This window comes from Carboxydothermus hydrogenoformans Z-2901 (assembly GCF_000012865.1).
Taxonomy (GTDB): Bacteria; Bacillota; Z-2901; order Carboxydothermales; family Carboxydothermaceae; genus Carboxydothermus; species Carboxydothermus hydrogenoformans.
Genome location: NC_007503.1, coordinates 531,544 through 550,246 on the forward strand (window position 1 = coordinate 531,544; position 18,703 = coordinate 550,246).

The window sequence follows — 18,703 nt, forward strand, 5'->3', positions numbered from 1 at the left end:
AGGCAAAGGTTTGATAGCCCACAATTAGACTTAGTAATAAAACGCCCGGTAAGGACATTATTAAGCGTTCTACCGTAAACGAAAGGATTACCGGATTGACGATTATAGATTTTTCAAAGGACAAGGAAATTGTGAAGAAGCTTTTGCCACAGTTTGAGTTTATTTTCCAGCAAAGTATGAATTAACATTTAATTATGAGGGATTTTAAAATCCTGCTAAGTGGCAGGATTTTTTTATGTACTGCAATTGATCGAGCATGCAAAGCAATACTATTTCAGCCCGCATAATATGACCGTGCCTTGAGGTACGCCGCTATCTAAAGCGGTGTCATGCGGTTAAAGCGATAGGATTTTTTCTTTTTTACCCCCTTTTCCCGTCACCCTTTCCCAATTCCCGCATATCATATAGGGAAGAGTGTGCGGGAGGGATGGTATGGGTGTTTTAGGTGCACTTATTACCCTGGTAGTGGAAGGCCTTTTATTTCTACTTGGGTATTTGGCTGGCAGTGCTTTTCCCCAGCCGTTATCGGAAGAAGAGGAGGCTTACTACATTGATAGGCTTTTACAGGGTGACCGGGAGGCCCGGGATGTGCTGGCGGAGCGGAATTTACGGCTGGTTGCCCATATTGTAAAAAAATTTGAAGGTACCGGAGAGGCAACGGAAGATTTAATTTCCATTGGTACCATTGGGCTTATTAAAGCTATCGATACCTTTCGCCCCGATAAAGGAACTAAGCTTGCTACCTATGCGGCAAAATGCGTGGAAAATGAAATTTTAATGCATCTTCGTGCCACCAAGAAAAACCGGGGTGAGGTTTCCCTTTATGATCCCATCGGTTTTGATAAAGAGGGAAATGAAATTACCCTTTTAGATATTCTCGGCACCCGGGGAGATATCGTTTTAGAGCAGGTGGTGCGGATGCTCGATGCCGAGACTATCGAGAAAAATTTAAAGAAACTAACTCCCCGGGAACGAAAGGTAATTGAAGAAAGGTTTGGACTTTCCCAAACCCCCAGGAAAACCCAGCGGGAAATTGCCAAAAAAATGGGGATTTCCCGGTCGTATGTATCAAGGATTGAAAAAAGAGCCATCTTAAAGCTTTTAAACTGTTTTCCCGAAAATAAGGTAAAATTTTAAGCCGCCTTAAATTTTAGGCGGCTTTTTGAAGTATTAGTCAGTTAGGTGGTAAGGAACACTGGTTACTAAAACATTTTTTCTAAAAAGCAGTAAAGTCTTTAGCTTAAAACCGGTTTGGTTATGAAGAAGAAAATGCCACCATTTATGAGGGACAAATTCGGGAATAACCACCATAATAAAACGGCCTTTTTCTACAGCTCTGTGCTCCATATGGTTGATAAATCTTAAAAGTGGGCCGTAAACATCCCGGTAAGCAGAAGTAATGACCAGTAGTTTTGCCGGGACTTTAAATTTTTCCCACTTTTCTTCAATTTTTGCTTTGCTTTCCTCATTAAAAGCAATGTTGATAGCTATTACATCCTCCGAGATAGAGCGGGCGTACTTAATAGCGTTTAAAACTACTTTATTAAAACTTGCTACAGGAATAATTACTAAGGGTGATTGGTTTTCAGTTTTCCAGATATCTTCAGGTATCGAAACTACTCTTAATTGTTCGGCTATAGCTAAATAGTGACGTTTAATTTTGGAAAAGAGAAGAATCATTAGCGGGATTAAAATAACAACAATCCAAGCGCCACCCAAAAATTTAGTGGTAGCAATTATTATTGAGGCAATACCGGTGGCAATAGCTCCGAGACTGTTGATTAAAATATTAACTTTCCAACCGCTTTCTTTTGTTTTATACCAGTGCTTAATCAAGCCTGCCTGCATTAAGGTAAAGGAAACAAAAACCCCTACAGCGTACAGAGGGATTAAAGCGTGAGTATCGCCTTTAAAAATAATTATTAACAGAGAAGAAATTACTCCTAAGATTACAATACCATGACTGAAAACTAAACGGGTCCCGAGGACCGAAAGGATTCTTGGGAGATAACCATCTCTGGCCATTAAACAGGAAAGACGAGGAAAACCGTTAAAACTGGAGTTTGCTGCCAAAAACAAAATTATAGCTGTGCTGGCTTGTACCAGGTAATAAAAAAGGGTTTTCCCAAAAATTATCCGGGCGATTTGCGAAACAACTGTTTCGCCAACTTTAGGGACAACATTTAAGTTATAGGCGAGGTAGGTTATTCCAAAGAATAATGTTCCCAATAAAAGGGCCATCCAAACCATCGTGATGCGGGCGTTTTTGTCTTCAGGCGGGAAAAAAGCCGGAACGCCGTTAGAAATTGTTTCAACTCCGGTAAGAGCGGTACAACCGGAAGAAAAGGCTTTTAACAATAAAAAAAGAGTTAAGGGGGCAAAACTTTCTGCCGTTGTAGTAACTGGTAATGGAGTAAGTTGACCAGTAATAAGTTTATAAGTTCCCACTCCTATTAAAATAAGAAAAGTAAAAATAAAAGCATAAGTAGGAATAGCAAAAAAGGTACCGGATTCACGTATACCTCTAAGGTTCATAATAGTGATAAATAATACCGTTAACACGCCTAAAATCACCCGATAGGGATAAAGGGAAGGAAAAGCTGAGGTAATAGCAGCAATACCTGAACTTACACTAACTGCTACAGTTAAAATGTAATCAACTAACAGTGATGACCCGGCAATTAATCCCGGAACCTGACCTAAATTTTCTAAAGATACTACATAAGCTCCGCCACCATTGGGATAAGCTAAAATTCCCTGGCGGTAGGATAAGGTTAATATTCCTAAGAGAAATAAAATAGCAATTGAAATGGGGAGAGATAATTTTAATGCTACGGGACCGGCAGCTATTAAAACAAGTAAAATTTCTTCGGTCGCATAAGCAACCGATGATAAAGCATCAGAGGAAAAAATTGCTAAAGCTTTAATTTTGGTTAAACGTTCTTCAGCAATTTTTTCTGTCCTGAGTGGAGAGCCAATTAACAAGTCTTTTATGCGGTAATTCATAAAACCTTCCTCCTGAAAATCTTTTGTTTCGCTACAACAATTAATTAAACTACTTTCATGTTTAAAAATAAATCTTAGAAATTAAGCAAAATGAACGAAAGATTTTTAAATAACCATCATTTTATTAATGATTAAATTAAGGCCTTTTAAACATTGTTATTTTATGAAATTGCGTGATTTTTAAACCACCGCCTTTTTTTAACGACCTGGTTTAGCCATATTTATGTATTTACAAAAAAACGTTTTTTCGATATTCTTAAATCAGAATATCGGAGGTGGAAACTTGCGTTTAAGAAGCAAATTATGGATTGTAACCGATGAGGGAGAAAAATTGTTTGGTGATGGACCGTATCGCCTGTTATTAGGAGTGCAAAAGACTGGTTCTTTAAAGCGGGCTGCCGAAGAACAAAAGATGGCTTACAGTAAAGCGTATATGATGATAAAAGCCTTGGAACAAAGGCTTGGAATAAAACTTTTAAACTTTTACAAAGGCGGAAAAGGGGGCGGAAGGGCTGAATTAACCGGGGACGGACTTAAGCTTTTAGAAAAATATGGGGAATTTCGCAACCGTGCCCAGGATTATCTGGATGAATTGTTTGCGGCTTATTTTAAGGAGGAGTAAGGTAATGCAGTCAATAATTAACTTATTTCTGGCTTTTTTAAAAGTAGGGGCGTTCTCCTTTGGGGGAGCGTACTCTTTAATTCCCATAATTGAAAGGGAAGTGGTGGAACATTACCGGTGGCTGACCAAAGACGAATTTATGGAAGTACTGGGAATAACCCAGGCTATTCCGGGAGCAATTTCCGCCAAATTTGCTACCTATACCGGTTACAAAGTTGCAGGTATAATAGGAGTGGTTGTTGCCAATATTGGTAATATTCTACCACCGGTTTTATTAATGCTTAGCTTAATCGGGATACTCTTTAAAATTGGCCATCATCCGCTAACTAAAAATTTTATAAAGGGAGTAAAATACGGTACCTTTGCGATGGTACTGGGCTTTGGGGTGTCAATGCTTTTAAAGACAAGTTTTGCAGTAAAAGGATATATAATTGCTGCGCTGGTTTTTACCGCGGTAGCTTTTTTTAATTTTGATCCCGCTTTAACCATTGTTGGAGCAGGAATTTTAGGTATAATCTTATTTAAATAGAGGTGGAAATAATGAAAAAAGTTCCGGTGCAGGAAGCGATAGGGATGGTATTATGCCACGATATAACCAAAATCGTCCCGGGAGAATTTAAAGGTCCTGCCTTTAAAAAAGGCCATATTATCCGGGAAGAAGACATTCCCGAACTTTTAAAGTTGGGAAAAGATCACATTTACGTCTGGGAAGTAAAAGAGGGAATTCTCCACGAAAACGAGGCAGCCCAGAGAATTGCCCGGGCAGTTGGTGGAGACCGGTTTATTTTTACCGAACCAAAAGAAGGAAAAGTTAATCTTTTAGTAAAGGAACGGGGACTTTTCAAAGTCGATCGCGAGGCTTTATTTGAGATAAATATGTTGGGAGAACTTATGGTTTCTACCCTTCACACCAACCGGGTGGTAGGGCCCGGTCAGTATGTGGCCGGCACCCGGATTATTCCCCTGGTGATTGAAGAGGAAAAGATAAAAAAAGTAGAAGAGATTTGTCGGGATAAAAAGGTTTTAGAGGTAAAACCCTTAGCCCAACCAAAGGTAGGGGTTGTTAATACCGGTAACGAAATTTTTTATGGCCGGATTGAAGACAAGTTTACACCGGTGTTGGCGGAAAAGTTAAAAGCTTTTGGGTTAACAATAGACATGCATCTTAAAGCGCCCGATGATGTCGAGAAAATCGCCGAAGCCATTTTAAAACTAAAAGAAGCGGGTATGGAGCTAATTTTAGCTACCGGTGGAATGTCGGTAGACCCCGATGACCTGACGCCGGGAGGAATTAAGAGAGCCGGTGGCGAAGTAGTAGTATATGGGTCGCCGGTGCTTCCCGGTGCTATGTTCCTGTATGCTCTTTTGGATGGAGTACCGGTTTTAGGACTTCCCGGTTGTGTCATGTACAGTAAAACCACCATTTTTGATTTGGTTCTTCCGCGGATCTTAGCCGGGGAAGTATTAACCAGAAAAGATATTGCAGCTTTAGGGCACGGAGGCCTTTGCCTTGAGTGTCCGGTTTGCACCTACCCCCATTGTCCCTTTGGAAAATAAAGGAGGCAATATGTTAAACTATTTTTGGCCGGATTTATATTTAGAAAAGGTTACTGTACTGGATGAAGAGCTCTTAAAAAAATATAATTTAAAAGGAATAATTCTTGACCTTGATAACACCATTTCCCCCTGGGGGGAGAAAACCATTCCCCGGGATGTGGTTAAATGGGTAAAAAAATTGCAAGAGTTTGGGATAAAGTTTTGCCTGGTTTCCAACAACAGCAACGAGCGGGTGCGAGAAGTGGCTGTTTTTCTGGGTATCCCTTATGTAGCCCGGGCCATTAAACCCCGGAGGCGGGCGTTTTTGCAGGGAGTGGAGCTTATGGGGCTTAAGCCGTCGGAAGTGGCGGTGATAGGAGATCAGCTTTTAACCGACATAATTGGAGCCAAAAGAGCGGGGTTAATGGCGATCCTGGTAACACCTATGGCTTCCCGGGAGTTTATCGGAACGAAAATTAACAGGTTTATCGAAAGTTACCTTTTAAAGCGACTTTTACAAAAGGGTCTGAAAATATACGGACCTCAGGGGGGATTAAATGGCCATGCGGATAAACGGTGAAACCAAACTAACGGGGATAATCGGTTATCCTTTAAAACATACCCTTTCCCCTCAGATGCATAATGAAGCTTTTAAAGCCCTAAATTTAAATTTCCTGTACCTGCCCCTGGAAGTTGCTGAAGAAAGCTTGCCCCAGGCCATCTATGGCCTAAAAGCTTTTAACTTTCGGGGGATTAACGTAACCATTCCTTATAAAGAAAAGGTTTTTCCTTTTTTAGATGAAGTAGCAACGGAAGCAAAAACCATTGGTGCGGTAAATACCATCGTCCATGACCGGGGTAGGCTTATTGGTTACAATACCGATGCCCCCGGCTTTTTATTAAGTTTAAAAGAAAACGACGTTGAAGTTACCGGGAAAAAAGTTTTGCTCTTAGGAGCGGGGGGAGCGGCACGGGCGGTAGCGTATGCGCTTTTAACCGCCGGAGCTGAACTTATCATTGCTAACCGCACCATCGATAAGGCAAAGGAATTAGCTAAAGACTTCCAGGGAGTCGGGAAAATATCCGAAATTCTTGAACTTGGCGATAAACCCATTTCCCTTGCGCCTTATCATATGGCGGTTAATACTTTACCCCTGGGAATGCATCCTTATGAAAACCAGATGCCGGCGGTGGATTTTACCGGCGTTACTTCCGATTTTGTGGCTTACGACCTTATTTATAACCCTGCCGAAACTAAATTCCTGAAAGCTTCTAAAGAAAAAGGTGCCAGGACAATAAACGGTCTTTCCATGCTGCTCTGGCAGGGTGTTCTGGCTTTTGAAAAATGGACCGGGGTTAGCCCGCCGGTTAAGGTGATGAAAAAAGCTATCGGCCTTTCTTGTTAAAGAGCCGGGAATCAAGTAAAATAGAGGTAAATTTTACTGATGGGGGTTGTGCGATGTTTCGGTATTTAACTTCGGGGGAATCCCACGGTGAAGGATTATATGTGATTTTGGAAGGAGTGCCGGCAGGACTTAAGGTTGACCTTGATTACATAAACCACGAACTTTCCCGCCGGCAACTGGGCTATGGCCGGGGGGAGCGGATGAAAATAGAAAAGGATGAAGCGCAAATTTTAACAGGCGTCCGGGGAGGCTTTGCTACCGGAGCACCTATTACCATAAAGGTTAAAAACCGGGATTATGAAAACTGGGAGAAGTTTATGCGGACCACCGGAGAAATCGAACCGGGAAGGGAGGTTACCGTGCCTCGCCCTGGTCATGCCGATTTAGCCGGGGGGTTAAAGTACGGGCATAAAGATTTAAGGAACGTTTTGGAAAGGGCTTCGGCCCGGGAGACGGCGGTCCGGGTAGCTGCGGGAGCAGTTGCCAAACTTTTTTTGGCGGAGTTCGGCGTTCGGATTTACAGTCACGTATTGAGAATAGGTTCGGTGGAAGTGGAATATCCCGGGGGTCTTCCTGAAGAAGAGCTAAAAAAAGCCGATGAACACCCCCTGCGTTGTCTTGACGCCCAGGTTGAGGGACGGATGCTCAAATGGGTGGATCGGGCCCGGGAAAACGGGGATACTTTGGGTGGCATTTTTGAGGTGGTGGTGTTTGGGCTACCCCCGGGCCTGGGAAGCTACGTTCACTGGGACAGAAAATTAGATGGCCGTCTGGCCGGAGCATTAATGGCCATTCCTTCGGCCAAAGGGGTCGAGATTGGCGATGGTATTGCTCTTGCCAATATTCCCGGACGGATGGCGGTGGATGAGATTTATTACGAAAATGGCCACTTTTACCGGAAAACCAATAAAGCCGGGGGGTTAGAAGGCGGAGTAACCAATGGCATGCCGTTAATAGCCAAAGTTTCCTTAAAACCCATTCCCACTCAGGTAAAGCCCTTAAAATCGGTGGACATCGTTACCAAGGAAACAAAGCCGGCTCAAGTGGAACGGTCGGACATAACAGCCGTTCCGGCGGCGGGAGTAGTAGGGGAAGCAGTTACTGCCCTGGTATTAATGGAAAGCTTTCTTGAAAAATTTGGCGGTGACCGAATCGAGGAAACAAAAAGAAACTATCAAAATTATCTTCAATCTATAGCCAATTATTAGAAGGAAAAGAGAATTTTATAGCGAAAAGTTATTATTATAGAAAGGTGAAAAAATGAACAAGCGCTTTATAGACTGTCTTGGGGAAATGTGCCCCATACCGGTGATAAAAGCCGAAGAAGAGTTTAAAAAGCTCAATCCCGGTGAAAGCTTTGTTTTAGAAACGGATCATAGCTGTGCTCCTCTATTTATAAAAAAACAGTTAAAAAAATATAAATGCAAAATTAAAGTAAAAGAAGTTGATTTTGGCATCTGGCAGGTTACGGTCGAAAAGTGTTAAGGAGGACTAAATCCTTTGCAGACCGAAAAGAGAGCTTATTATTTATCGGTAATACCGGGTTATTTATTATTGATAGGTCTGGGGATAGCGTTATCTATCATAAATCCTGCTATGCTTTTGTATTATTTTTTGGGTATGGGCATAGGTTTTGCCATGCAAAAAAGTCGGATTTGCGTGGCATCAGCCTTTAATGATTTATTTTTGTTTAAAAACCCTGTCGGTATGAAAAATCTTTTTTTCTTAATTTTATTTACCACTGTAGTATTTAGTAGCCTGCAGTTTTTTTTACCAACGCATTTCGGTAAGGGATCGATTTACTATACCGGACCCTTTAACCTGTTAGGCGGTATTTTATTTGGTTTTGGCATGGTCTGGGCTGGCGGTTGTGCCGGGAGTACCCTGGTAAGGATGGGGGAAGGCCAATTGGCGGCCTTTTTAACCTTTATTTTTATGTTTTTCGGTACCTTTTTGGGAACATATCTTTTTAACTTTATCTGGGAAATGGTAATTTCCTTTAAACCCGTTTATTTACCGGAAACTTTAGGATGGTTAAACGCTATTTTATTACAGTTGTTTTTAATAGTCTTAATAATCTTAGTGTTTTATTTTTGGGAAAAAAAACAGGAAGATTTGGCAGAAGTCGAGTTAGAATGGGAAGATACTCCCTTTTGGAAAAGACCCTGGCCTTATCTGGTAGGGGCTTTGTTTTTTGTGGTATTTAGTGGACTCATCTTTTATTTTTCGGAGAAAGTGTGGCGGGTTAATACCGTCTTTTCCTTCTGGGGTTTATGGCTCTTAAAAAGTCTCGGAATAAACATTGAAAACTGGAAGTTTCTTGCTTTATCAAGCCACCGGCAAATTTACGAAAATGGGTTTGGGGCACTTGTTTTTAACTTTGTTAATTTTGGTGTTATCGCCGGAGGCTTTTTAGCTTCTTCAATTTCTGGAGAATTTAGGATTCGCAAAATTCGAAAACCAATCCAGTTCTGGGGGAGCATTTTAGGTGGTTTTTTAATGGGTATAGGTGCCCGTTTATCCTTTGGTTGTTCCATCGGAGCTTTTATCGGAGGAATAGCTTCCTTTTCCCTGCACGGTTGGTTATTTTTTGCTGGCTTACTGGTAGGGGCTTTTTTGGGAACCAGGGGATTAAAATATTATTACCTTAAAGCAGGAAAAAATTAAGATAGCTCGAATATTTATAAGCGTTGCGGATAAAGTGGCTTTTGGAGGGATGGGGTAAGATGAAAATAAAAAAAGTAATTGCCCTTTTAGCGGTGATTGTGTTAACGTTAGCTTTTACTCAGGGTTGTGGTTTAAAGAGAGAAAGTAAGCTTGTAAAGATGTATAAGGAGCTTGATTTAAAAGATTTTAAAAGCCAGGAGTTAGTGGGGGATAAAAATAAATCGGAGAAGCTGGCACGGGAAGTTTATGTAGAACCCCAGCTATCCAGGGTTTTAAAGTATTTAGAATTCCTACGGAAAAATGACACGAAGTTTATTTTATATAAAGTTGATTATAAAAAAATTGAAATTAAAGAGCAAAAGGATGATATGGCAAAACTGTTAGTGGAAAGTGAAGTTACCGGCGATTTCTTCACCATAAAATATCCCGAGAAAAAGTTGGATTCTTTAGTGGCGAGACCTCTTAAATACGAAATTACTTTAAAAAAGGTCAACGATAAATGGTACATTTCCGATGCCAAACCTTTAAGTTAAGGGCTGAAAGCAAGCGCTTTCAGCCCTTTTTTAACAGAAACCTCGTTCTTTGGGAGAATTAATAAAAGCTAAAAACTTTTTCTCCAAAAGGGAACGTTTTTTATTTTTTAGCGTAATAGCTACAAAAGGATGAAGCAGGGATATGTCTTTAACTTTAATCGATTTTAGACTTCCGGTTCTAAGTTCTTTTTTTACCGCAAACCGTGGGAGCAGCGATACACCTTTTCCAGATTCCACCGCTACTTTAATAGCATCGATGCTGTTTACCTCCATTACGATGTTTAAATCGGAAATATTAAGTCCTTTTTCTGCCAGAGCTTTTTCGATAGTCTGCCTGATACCCGATCCTTTTTCGCGAATGATAAAGGGGAGAGTTCTTAGTTCGTCAAGGGTAAGAATTTCTTTGTTCTTATAAGAATTATTATTGGGGACTACTAAGACAAGCTCATCGTAAGTTAAATGAGAAGAGATAAATTCGTTACTTTCAATGTTACTTTCCACTAAACCTATATCAATTTGCCGGTCTAACAGGGCTTCGATAACTTTTTCGGTATTCATAATGGTTAGCTTAATACGGGCGGATTCGTACTTTTCCTGGAAGATGTAAATGCTACAGGGTAAGGCATAACCGCCTATGGTTGAGGCTGCTCCAATCGATAATTCTTCTTCTTCCAGGTTTTTTAAACGCTCGATTTCTTCATTTAAATTTTTTACCAGATTGCAGATTCGCTTGGCGTAGTAAAGCAGAGTTTCCCCCGCTTCGGTTAATTCAATCCCGCGGTTTGTTCGTTCCATCAGTTTAACCTGCAGCTGGTTTTCCAAGGCGGCAATTTGCGTGGAAAGGGCAGGTTGGGACAAATGCATTAACTTTGCAGCTTTGGAGATGCTGCCCTGCTCCACGATATTGCAAAAAGCTTCCAATTGGTTTAAATTCACCCGGATACACCCTCCCCTTATTAAGAAGCCAAATAAGTCTTAAAATTCACAAACCTTTTTATAACTTTTTTCGGCATAAGTTTTTAAATTCCTTCTTTTTCATAAGATTTATTTATATAAAACGGTGGGGTTTATCTATAACGTGAAAAGGTGTAAACCGGATAAGGGGGTGTTACGTTCTATCTAAAAAAATATAAAATCAGATTAAGTTTTCTTGGTAATAAAAAAGCAATGATATAGTTCTTTGAGGGGAAATTGCTGTGGATACGGCAGTTAGCAGGGTTAACAATTCACCTCTTTTTTTATGCAAAAGTTGTTGAATTCAGGTTAAAAAAGGCATATAATGAATTAAAGATGTTGATTTGCCGGATGTTGCTGTGAAGGCGGTAATTGGCAGGATTGGGGGAGCAACTTCCGGCTTTTTTTGTATATTTTTATTTGTATATTTTTAAAGGAAAGGGTTGTTAAAATGAACATCATTTTAGTGGGACTACCGGGGGCTGGCAAAACACATATAGGTCGGATTTTAGCGAGGAAATTAAAAAGGAATTTTGTGGATCTTGACCGGAAGATTGAAGAAGAGACGGGACTTACGATTAAAGAAATATTTGCCCGTTTCGGTGAGCGCTATTTCCGCCGTTTGGAAGTAAAGAAACTACAGGAACTTTTTAAACTTCATAATGCGGTGATTGCCACCGGTGGGGGAACGGTAGAACGAATGGATGCGAGAAGAAAGTTAAAAAATCTTGGCTTAGTGGTTTATTTAAAGGCGTCCCCGGAAGTTATAATCCGGCGTCTTATTAATTTAGAAAATAGACCAATACTTACCCAGGGGGACCCTTTAGAAAAGCTTTCGGAGCTTTACCGTCGCCGGGATAAGTTTTACCGGGAAGTTTCCGATGTAGCAATTAATACCGAAGGTAAAGACTCAGGCGAGGTCGTTGACGCGATCCTAAAATCCCTGACTATTGATGGTTTACGGTTTCCCCGGAAACTTTACATTAATTTGGCTGAAAATAGTTATCCGGTATATTTTGGCGAAAAAGTGGCGTTAAAAGCGGGTGAGTTTTTAAAAGAAAAAGTTACCGGGAAAAAGATTTTAATTGTTTCCCAGGAAAATATCTTTGGTTTATATGGCAAAACTTTAGAAGAAAGTTTAACAAAGGAAGGTTTTAAAACCGACGTTTTTTTTCTTCCCCAGGGGGAAGTTGCAAAATCTATGGAATATATTGTGAAGCTTTACGATAAAGCCATAGAGTTTGGACTACGCCGCCATGATACCGTTATGGCCTTTGGGGGAGGAGTAGTAGGAGATGCTACTGGATTTTTTGCCGCAACCTATTTGCGGGGAATCAATTTTGTCCAGGTACCGACAACTCTTCTTTCTATGGTGGATAGCAGTGTAGGGGGGAAAGTGGGGATTAACCTTCCCCAAGGGAAAAACCTGGTAGGAGCCTTTTACCAGCCAAAAGTAGTGTTAATAGATACTACTTACCTAAAAACTCTTCCCAGAAGAGAAGTGCTGGCGGGATTGGCTGAAATTTATAAAGCGTTTTTAATTGCTGAAGAAAGCCTTGTCGGGTGGCTTTCCGGATTAAACCTGGATAAGCTCCGTCCAAGGGATTGGCAAAGGATTATCAAGGCGGCGGTAAAAATAAAAGCAAAGGTTGTATCCCTCGATGAACGGGAAGAAGGGTTACGGGCGGTATTAAATTTAGGCCACACCATAGGCCATGCGATAGAAGGTGTAAACGGGTTTTCCGGTATTCTTCACGGCGAAGCGGTAGCTCTGGGAATATTATGGGAAGCCAAGCTCTCTAAAGATTTAGGATATTTAAGGGAGGAGGAATGGGAAAAAATACGGGAGTTTATCGAGAAAAATTATGCTTACTTAAAACTATCCTTAAATCCCGATAGCTTACTTGTTTTTATGGATAAAGATAAAAAAAATCGGGAAGATATCGCTTTTATGCTTTTAAAGAAGATTGGTGAATACCCGGAAAATGTTGAAATAAAGAGAGAATGGTTACAAAAGTGGTTAACGTTGAATTTTTCTTAAAGGATTTTTGTTTTTTTTTGACGAACTCTTAAGGTAAAATCCGATGGGAGTGCGGAGCTAAGATGAGTGAAGCGAAAGATGGCAAAAAAACCAAGAGACTGGGTGATTTTTTAGTAGAAAATGGGCTTATTACCGAAGAACAATTACAGAAAGCTTTGGAGTATCAGAAAAGAACGGGAGAGCGCCTGGGACAAGCTTTGATTAAACTTGGCTATGTTTCGGAACAGGATATCATGGGGGTTTTAGAGTTTCAATTGGGAATTCCCCAGGTTGCTTTATATAATTATTCGTTAGACCCGGCCTTAATTAAAAGCATACCCGAGTCGCTAATTAAAAGGCATAAGGTAATACCCTTAAAACGCGAGGGCAACCGCTTAACCGTTGCCATGGTTGACCCTTTAAATGTGGTTGCCATTGACGACTTAAGGCTTGCCACCAATTTAGATATTATCCCGGTCATTGCTTCGGAAAAAGAAATTGATGCCGTTATTAACCGTTTTTTTGGCGCTATTGATTTAAACGAAACCATTAAGGACATAGAAAAAGCGGGCGAAGAGCCGGAAGTAATAAAAAATGAAGAGACAGAAGAGGTTTTGGTTGATGAAGCGCCGGTGGTGCGACTGGTGAATTCCCTCTTACTGCAGGCGGTAAACCAGAGGGCGTCCGATGTCCATATTGAGCCTTTTGAAGATATGGTAAGAGTACGCTTTAGGGTAGACGGTTTTTTAAGAGAAGTTATGACTTTGCCCCGGGCGATTAGAAGTTCCCTTACTTCCCGGATAAAAATAATGGCCAATATGAACATTACCGAGAAGCGGCTTCCCCAGGATGGGCGGATTAAGATAAAAGTAGCCAATCGCCAGGTAGATATGCGGGTGGCTACAACTCCGACGTTATTTGGGGAAAAGGTGGTCATAAGACTTCTGGATCAGGAAAATGCCTTTTTAACTTTAGATAGACTGGGACTTTCCAGTAAAAACAGCGAAAGATTTAATAAAATCCTGGCCCAACCCCACGGCATGATTTTAATTGCCGGCCCTACCGGAAGCGGCAAAACTACCACCCTTTATGCTGCTTTAAACCAAATTCATGACCCTTCCAAAAATATTATTACCATTGAGGACCCAGTTGAGTATGTTATGCCCGGGGTAACCCAAATCCAGGTTAATCCGAAAGTTGGACTCACCTTTGCGGTGGGCTTGCGCTCAATTCTGCGCCTTGATCCCGATATCATTATGGTAGGCGAAATTAGGGACCGGGAAACTGCAGAAATAGCGGTAAAAGCGGCCAATACCGGGCATCTTGTATTATCTACCATTCACACCAATGATGCAGTTTCTACTGTGAGCCGTCTGGTAGAAATGGGGATTGAAGCGTACTTGGTTGCTGCTTCGCTTGTGGGAATAGTGGCTCAACGCCTGGTGCGCAAACTTTGCCCGGAATGCAAAGCTTCTACTAAAATTGGTCCCGATGATCCTGCTTATCATGCCTTAAATCTCGGCCAAGGAGAGACGGTAACCGTTTACCGGCCGGTGGGCTGCCCGGCATGTGAAAACACGGGCTATAAAGGGCGGGTTGGCATCCATGAAGTTTTAATAAATTCTCGAAAAGTTAGAAATCTTATTGTCAACGGCGGCTCTTATGATGAAATGTTGGCAACCGTGCGGGAAGAAGGAATGGTCTTAATGTTGGAAGACGGGCGGGAAAAAGTTCTGGCAGGTATTACCGCGCCGGAAGAGATTATCCGGGTGGCCAGTACGGTTAACTAAAAGGTGGCAGGTGAAGTTTTTATGATTAATGAGCTTTTACGGTTAATGGTAGAGTTTAAAGCGTCGGACTTGCATTTAACGGTGAACTTTCCCCCGGCTTACCGGATTCACGGCAATATCCGGCCGCTAACGGAGCTTGCCAGGGAAAATCCGGGGATACCGCAAAGCTTGACAAGGCTTTTAACCATGAGCGATACCGAAACCATGGCCCGGACGATTATGTCGACCGAGCAGTGGGAAAAATTTGCGAAAATGGGTGAACTGGACTTTGCCTACTCTCTACCGGATGTGGGCCGTTTTCGGGTAAACGTCTTTCGCCAGCGAGGAGCGGTAGCTTTAGTTCTCCGGCATATTAATTCGAAAATATTGTCCTTTAAAGAGTTGGGCCTTCCGGAAGTTATTGCCGATCTGTCCCGGAAAAATCGGGGGATTGTCCTGGTAACCGGTCCCACCGGTAGCGGTAAATCAACCACCCTGGCTTCAATGATTGATTTAATCAATAGCGAGCGAGCCTGTCACATCATAACCCTGGAAGATCCGATTGAATATCTGCATACCCATAAAAAAAGTGTGGTAAACCAGCGGGAAATAGGCAGTGATACCGAAAGCTTTGCCAAGGCTTTGCGGGCTGCGATGCGGGAAGATCCGGACGTCATCCTTGTGGGTGAGATGCGGGACTTAGAAACTATTTCTATCGCGATTACGGCGGCAGAAACTGGACACCTGGTTTTTGCGACCCTGCACACTTCCAGTGCTGCGGAAACCATTGACCGGATCATAGACGTTTTCCCCCCTTCCCAGCAGCAGCAAATTCGCGTACAGCTTTCCACCACCATTCAGGGGATAATTGCCCAGCAGTTAATTCCCCGGATGGATGGTAAAGGCCGGGTAGTGGCGGTGGAGGTCATGGTGGCAACTCCAGCAATAAGAAACCTTATCCGGGAGGGTAAAACCCACCAAATCCCTGCCCAGATTCAAACCGGGGCTAAATACGGAATGCAGACGTTAGATATGGCATTAGCGAAACTTTATCAAAATCGGCTTATTTCTTATGAAGAAGCTATTTCCCGGGCCCATGATCCCGAAAGTTTAGCCCGAATGTTATATTAAATTTGGGAAAAATTTTTGTCGAAGAAAATTACAAAATATATTAAAATATTAAACAAAAGGAATAGTTTGTGAAGGTTATAAGGAAAGGAGGAGAGTTATGCCCCAGTACCGGTATAAAGCTAAAGACCTTTCGGGACGAGTGGTTAGTGGTTTGGTAGAAGCGGAATCGGAAGTAGGGGCGAGAAATCTCCTCCGGGAAAAACGCTTTTTTGTTCTGGAATTGAAAAAAAGTGATGGAGCGGTAAATTCAGGATTTTCCTTTAGTTTTCAACGAAAGTTAAAAGCCAAGGATTTAGCCTTAATGGCCAAACAGTTAGGGACAATGATAGCGGCCGGGGTACCCCTTCTGACGGCGGTCAATGTCCTGTCCCGCCAGGTGGAAAATAAAACTTTGAAAAAAAGCCTCATTAGAATTGAAGAAAAACTTCGTAACGGTAATACCCTTTCCGAAAGCTTGCGGGAGGAGAAAATTTTTCCCGAACTTATGTGCAGTATGGTGGAAGTGGGCGAAGTTGGCGGTGTTTTAGACAACGTCCTTGATCGGCTTTCCCTTCACTACGAAAAGGAAGCCCAGTTAAGCGAAAAAATCCGCTCGGCGATGACTTACCCGATGGTGGTTTTATTTGCTGCCATTGCCGCTGTCTTGGTACTGGTTACATACGTACTTCCGCAGTTTACAGGTATCTTGTTGCAGGCAAATATCGAACTTCCTCTGATTACTCAGGTAGTCATAAAAATAACCAATTTTTTCTCCCAGCATGCGGCAACTATTTTTCTCACTTTAGGTGCAATTATTGGAGGACTTCTTTACTGGTTTTCAACCCCTCCAGGGCGAAAAATCCGGGATCAGTTATCCCTTAATATGCCCCTTATTGGTACTCTGGTTTTAAAAGGGATTATTGCCCGCTTTTCCCGAACCATGGCAACTTTAGTCCAGGGCGGGGTTCCGATGCTTCAGTCTTTAAGGGTGGTGCAAAAAACCCTTGGTAATGGGGAAATGCAAAAAGTACTGGAGTTAGCCGAAGATAAGGTTAGAGAAGGAGAAAGCCTGGCCACTTTTTTAGCCCAGAGCCGTTGGTTTCCGCCGCTTCTAACCCAGATGATGTTAGTGGGGGAAGAAACCGGTCAGCTGGATGCAATGCTTACCAAAGCTGCTGATTTCTATGAAGCGGAAGTAGATGCGGCGGTGGGAAGGCTTTCGTCAATAATTGAGCCGGTCTTGATTTTATTTATGGGTGGCATTGTAGGCTTAATCATTGTGTCCATCATGCTGCCGATGTTTAACATGGTAAATGCGGTTAAATAGTTTTTACCCCCTTTTTTTCGGGGTAAAAATAATGGGTACTTAATGAAAAAGTTTCATAACTTTGCCGAGAGAGGAGGTGAAAGGGATGAAAATAAGACAAGCCCTTAAGAACCAGAAAGGTTTTACTTTGGTGGAACTGATGGTGGTGGTTATCATCATCGGTATCCTGGCTGCTATTGCTCTGCCGAACTTCTACAAACAGGCGGATAAGGCCAAAGTAGGAAGAGCAAAGTCGGAGTTGGCTCAGATGAGGAGTATTTTGATTACTTATAAGAGTGAGTATAATAAATTGCCTGACGATTTTACAGCATTATTGAAGGATAATGGTTTTAGTAACGGGATTCCTAATGATCCTTGGGGTAATCCTTATGATTATCAAGCTGGTAATCCATCAACTGGTCCAAATGCCAACTTCTTAGTTTATTCTAAAGGTGCTGATGGTCAACCTTCAACTGGTGACGAAGTTTACGCTGATGTTAATGGGGTTGATCAAGGTAAGAAGCCTTAATTTTTAAATATTTTTGGGCGGGGTTGTCCCGCCCTAATATCCATTTTTTTCGAGGTGAAGAAGTGGAAGTTTTAATAATCTTTCTTTTTGGCCTGATAATTGGAAGCTTTTTAAATGTAGTTATCTATAGACTTCCCAGAGGACAATCAATACTGTATCCTCCATCGACCTGTCCAAACTGCGGTCAAAGACTAAAACCATGGCACTTAATTCCAGTATTAAGCTTTCTCTTGCAAAAAGGTCGCTGTGCTTATTGCGGGGGGAAGATATCTTTTAAATACCCTTTGGTGGAGTTAATCACCGCTTTTATCTTTAGCGTTGTGCACTTGAAATTTGGCTTAAGTTTATTAACTCTAAAATATCTACTTTTTTTTATTTTCCTTATCCCGCTATTTTTTCTTGACCTGGAAAACTTTCTCCTGCCGGATAAGCTAACTTACCCTTTATTTCTGGCAGGAGTTTTGATAAACCTTATTACCCGGGAGCTTTCCTGGAAAAGCTTAATTTTTGGCGTTATTACCGGTTTTGGCTTACTGTTCCTCCTGGCTCTTATCTCCCGCGGAGGTATGGGCGGAGGGGATATTAAGCTTGCCGCAGGGCTCGGGGCATTTTTGGGTTTTCCCCTTATTTTAGAGACGCTATTTTTAGCGTTTTTCTTTGGCGGGCTTACTGGGATAATTTTGCTTTTGACGAAAAAAAAGGCTCGCGGTGACATGGTACCTTTTGGCCCGTTTTTAATAGGGGCAGCATTTATTACCGTTTTATGGGGAGAAAAAATTATAAAATGGTATTTAAAAATATTTTTCCTGTAACCGAAAAAGGCTTTACTTTAATCGAGCTCATTGTGGTAATAACTATAGCCGGTATAATTTTTTTAACGGCGGCAATTAGCTTAGATTATACTTTAGCAAAGATTACTTTGGCCAATGATGCTTATGCTTTAGCTCAAAATTTACGTCAAACAAAAGAATTGGCCTCAGCGCAGGAAAAGGCTTTTACTTTGTACTTTTTTCAGGAGAATAATAGCTACTTAATCTCGGAAAATTATAAAGCTAATAAACTTTATGTTTTATCTCCTCGGTTAAAATTTATTGCTGTACCGTTGGATCCAGTTACAATTGATTATAAAGGAAGCAGCCGGGCCTTTTCGGTGGAAATGGCTAATAGTTATGGAGTAAAGGTTCGGGTTTATACTACTCCCAGAACCGACCGGATTTGGATTACTCCCTTTTATTAGGTGGTGGG

At 41.6% G+C, this 18,703-nt stretch carries 19 protein-coding genes; 17 read left to right on the forward strand and 2 right to left on the reverse strand.

The features are described from left to right. Nucleotides 1-432 precede the first annotated feature (432 nt). Nucleotides 433-1,137, forward strand: a complete 705-nt coding sequence (sigK, locus tag CHY_RS02760) for an RNA polymerase sporulation sigma factor SigK (RefSeq protein ID WP_011343549.1) — start codon at nucleotides 433-435, stop codon at nucleotides 1,135-1,137. Nucleotides 1,138-1,170: 33 nt separating this feature from the next. On the opposite strand, the gene CHY_RS02765 is transcribed toward sigK, so the two are convergent. Next, on the reverse strand, nucleotides 1,171-3,006 hold the full coding sequence (locus CHY_RS02765; protein WP_011343550.1) for an APC family permease: 1,836 nt from the start codon (nucleotides 3,004-3,006) through the stop codon (nucleotides 1,171-1,173). Between the two features lie 283 nt (nucleotides 3,007-3,289). Here CHY_RS02765 and CHY_RS02770 point away from each other — a divergent pair, with 283 nt between their 5' ends. The 9 genes from CHY_RS02770 to CHY_RS02810 are packed head-to-tail and all read left to right on the forward strand — an operon-like array spanning nucleotide 3,290 to nucleotide 9,770. Next, the gene (locus CHY_RS02770; protein WP_011343551.1) at nucleotides 3,290-3,628 is read left to right on the forward strand and encodes a winged helix-turn-helix domain-containing protein; all 339 of its coding nucleotides are present in this window, start codon (nucleotides 3,290-3,292) and stop codon (nucleotides 3,626-3,628) included. 4 nt (nucleotides 3,629-3,632) lie between these two features. Further along, on the forward strand, nucleotides 3,633-4,157 hold the full coding sequence (locus tag CHY_RS02775) for a chromate transporter (RefSeq protein WP_011343552.1): 525 nt from the start codon (nucleotides 3,633-3,635) through the stop codon (nucleotides 4,155-4,157). Between the two features lie 11 nt (nucleotides 4,158-4,168). Further along, nucleotides 4,169-5,185, forward strand: coding sequence for a molybdopterin-binding protein (locus CHY_RS02780; protein ID WP_011343553.1), 1,017 nt, complete (start codon nucleotides 4,169-4,171; stop codon nucleotides 5,183-5,185). 10 nt (nucleotides 5,186-5,195) lie between these two features. Further along, nucleotides 5,196-5,744 carry a YqeG family HAD IIIA-type phosphatase gene (locus CHY_RS02785; RefSeq protein WP_011343554.1) on the forward strand — a complete coding sequence of 183 codons (549 nt, stop codon included), beginning with the start codon at nucleotides 5,196-5,198 and terminating at the stop codon, nucleotides 5,742-5,744. Next, nucleotides 5,722-6,570 carry a shikimate dehydrogenase gene (aroE, locus tag CHY_RS02790; protein WP_041537623.1) on the forward strand — a complete coding sequence of 283 codons (849 nt, stop codon included), beginning with the start codon at nucleotides 5,722-5,724 and terminating at the stop codon, nucleotides 6,568-6,570. Before CHY_RS02785 ends, aroE begins: the two co-directional genes overlap by 23 nt. A 53-nt stretch (nucleotides 6,571-6,623) precedes the next feature. Continuing rightward, nucleotides 6,624-7,778: a chorismate synthase gene (gene aroC / locus CHY_RS02795; RefSeq protein WP_011343556.1), complete on the forward strand. Its 1,155-nt coding sequence runs from the start codon at nucleotides 6,624-6,626 to the stop codon at nucleotides 7,776-7,778. A gap of 52 nt (nucleotides 7,779-7,830) precedes the next feature. Continuing rightward, complete coding sequence (locus tag CHY_RS02800) at nucleotides 7,831-8,055, forward strand: sulfurtransferase TusA family protein (protein WP_011343557.1); 225 nt, start codon at nucleotides 7,831-7,833, stop codon at nucleotides 8,053-8,055. Nucleotides 8,056-8,070: 15 nt separating this feature from the next. Further along, complete coding sequence (locus CHY_RS02805; RefSeq protein WP_011343558.1) at nucleotides 8,071-9,237, forward strand: YeeE/YedE family protein; 1,167 nt, start codon at nucleotides 8,071-8,073, stop codon at nucleotides 9,235-9,237. Nucleotides 9,238-9,296: 59 nt separating this feature from the next. Then, a complete protein-coding gene (locus CHY_RS02810) occupies nucleotides 9,297-9,770 on the forward strand; it encodes a hypothetical protein (RefSeq protein WP_011343559.1) in 474 nt (157 codons plus the stop codon). 30 nt (nucleotides 9,771-9,800) lie between these two features. On the opposite strand, the gene CHY_RS02815 is transcribed toward CHY_RS02810, so the two are convergent. Continuing rightward, nucleotides 9,801-10,706 carry a selenium metabolism-associated LysR family transcriptional regulator gene (locus tag CHY_RS02815; RefSeq protein WP_011343560.1) on the reverse strand — a complete coding sequence of 302 codons (906 nt, stop codon included), beginning with the start codon at nucleotides 10,704-10,706 and terminating at the stop codon, nucleotides 9,801-9,803. 469 nt (nucleotides 10,707-11,175) lie between these two features. On the opposite strand from CHY_RS02815, the gene aroB reads away from it, so the two are divergent. From aroB to CHY_RS02850, 7 genes are all read left to right on the forward strand, one after another. Beyond that, nucleotides 11,176-12,765: a 3-dehydroquinate synthase gene (aroB, locus tag CHY_RS02820; RefSeq protein WP_011343561.1), complete on the forward strand. Its 1,590-nt coding sequence runs from the start codon at nucleotides 11,176-11,178 to the stop codon at nucleotides 12,763-12,765. Between the two features lie 62 nt (nucleotides 12,766-12,827). Beyond that, nucleotides 12,828-14,534, forward strand: a complete 1,707-nt coding sequence (locus CHY_RS02825) for a GspE/PulE family protein (protein ID WP_011343562.1) — start codon at nucleotides 12,828-12,830, stop codon at nucleotides 14,532-14,534. Between the two features lie 21 nt (nucleotides 14,535-14,555). Next, nucleotides 14,556-15,644: a type IV pilus twitching motility protein PilT gene (locus CHY_RS02830; RefSeq protein ID WP_011343563.1), complete on the forward strand. Its 1,089-nt coding sequence runs from the start codon at nucleotides 14,556-14,558 to the stop codon at nucleotides 15,642-15,644. A 97-nt stretch (nucleotides 15,645-15,741) separates the two neighbouring features. Beyond that, entirely contained in the window at nucleotides 15,742-16,950 is a 1,209-nt protein-coding gene (locus CHY_RS02835) for a type II secretion system F family protein (RefSeq protein ID WP_011343564.1), read from the forward strand. An 85-nt stretch (nucleotides 16,951-17,035) separates the two neighbouring features. Beyond that, nucleotides 17,036-17,458, forward strand: coding sequence for a type II secretion system protein GspG (locus CHY_RS12610; RefSeq protein ID WP_011343565.1), 423 nt, complete (start codon nucleotides 17,036-17,038; stop codon nucleotides 17,456-17,458). 62 nt (nucleotides 17,459-17,520) lie between these two features. After that, on the forward strand, nucleotides 17,521-18,270 hold the full coding sequence (locus CHY_RS02845; protein WP_011343566.1) for a prepilin peptidase: 750 nt from the start codon (nucleotides 17,521-17,523) through the stop codon (nucleotides 18,268-18,270). After that, on the forward strand, nucleotides 18,243-18,695 hold the full coding sequence (locus CHY_RS02850) for a pilus assembly FimT family protein (protein WP_011343567.1): 453 nt from the start codon (nucleotides 18,243-18,245) through the stop codon (nucleotides 18,693-18,695). The genes CHY_RS02845 and CHY_RS02850 overlap by 28 nt, the downstream gene beginning before the upstream one ends. Nucleotides 18,696-18,703 lie beyond the last annotated feature (8 nt).

Bases quoted from the DNA above. Each gene is read 5' to 3' on its own strand.
- sigK (WP_011343549.1), top strand. From the start codon at position 433: ATGGGTGTTTTAGGTGCACTTATTACCCTGGTAGTGGAAGGCCTTTTA.
- CHY_RS02765 (WP_011343550.1), bottom strand. From the start codon at position 3,006: ATGAATTACCGCATAAAAGACTTGTTAATTGGCTCTCCACTCAGGACA.
- CHY_RS02775 (WP_011343552.1), top strand. From the start codon at position 3,633: ATGCAGTCAATAATTAACTTATTTCTGGCTTTTTTAAAAGTAGGGGCG.
- CHY_RS02780 (WP_011343553.1), top strand. From the start codon at position 4,169: ATGAAAAAAGTTCCGGTGCAGGAAGCGATAGGGATGGTATTATGCCAC.
- CHY_RS02785 (WP_011343554.1), top strand. From the start codon at position 5,196: ATGTTAAACTATTTTTGGCCGGATTTATATTTAGAAAAGGTTACTGTA.
- aroE (WP_041537623.1), top strand. From the start codon at position 5,722: ATGGCCATGCGGATAAACGGTGAAACCAAACTAACGGGGATAATCGGT.
- aroC (WP_011343556.1), top strand. From the start codon at position 6,624: ATGTTTCGGTATTTAACTTCGGGGGAATCCCACGGTGAAGGATTATAT.
- CHY_RS02800 (WP_011343557.1), top strand. From the start codon at position 7,831: ATGAACAAGCGCTTTATAGACTGTCTTGGGGAAATGTGCCCCATACCG.
- CHY_RS02810 (WP_011343559.1), top strand. From the start codon at position 9,297: ATGAAAATAAAAAAAGTAATTGCCCTTTTAGCGGTGATTGTGTTAACG.
- aroB (WP_011343561.1), top strand. From the start codon at position 11,176: ATGAACATCATTTTAGTGGGACTACCGGGGGCTGGCAAAACACATATA.
- CHY_RS02825 (WP_011343562.1), top strand. From the start codon at position 12,828: ATGAGTGAAGCGAAAGATGGCAAAAAAACCAAGAGACTGGGTGATTTT.
- CHY_RS02830 (WP_011343563.1), top strand. From the start codon at position 14,556: ATGATTAATGAGCTTTTACGGTTAATGGTAGAGTTTAAAGCGTCGGAC.
- CHY_RS02835 (WP_011343564.1), top strand. From the start codon at position 15,742: ATGCCCCAGTACCGGTATAAAGCTAAAGACCTTTCGGGACGAGTGGTT.
- CHY_RS12610 (WP_011343565.1), top strand. From the start codon at position 17,036: ATGAAAATAAGACAAGCCCTTAAGAACCAGAAAGGTTTTACTTTGGTG.
- CHY_RS02850 (WP_011343567.1), top strand. From the start codon at position 18,243: ATGGTATTTAAAAATATTTTTCCTGTAACCGAAAAAGGCTTTACTTTA.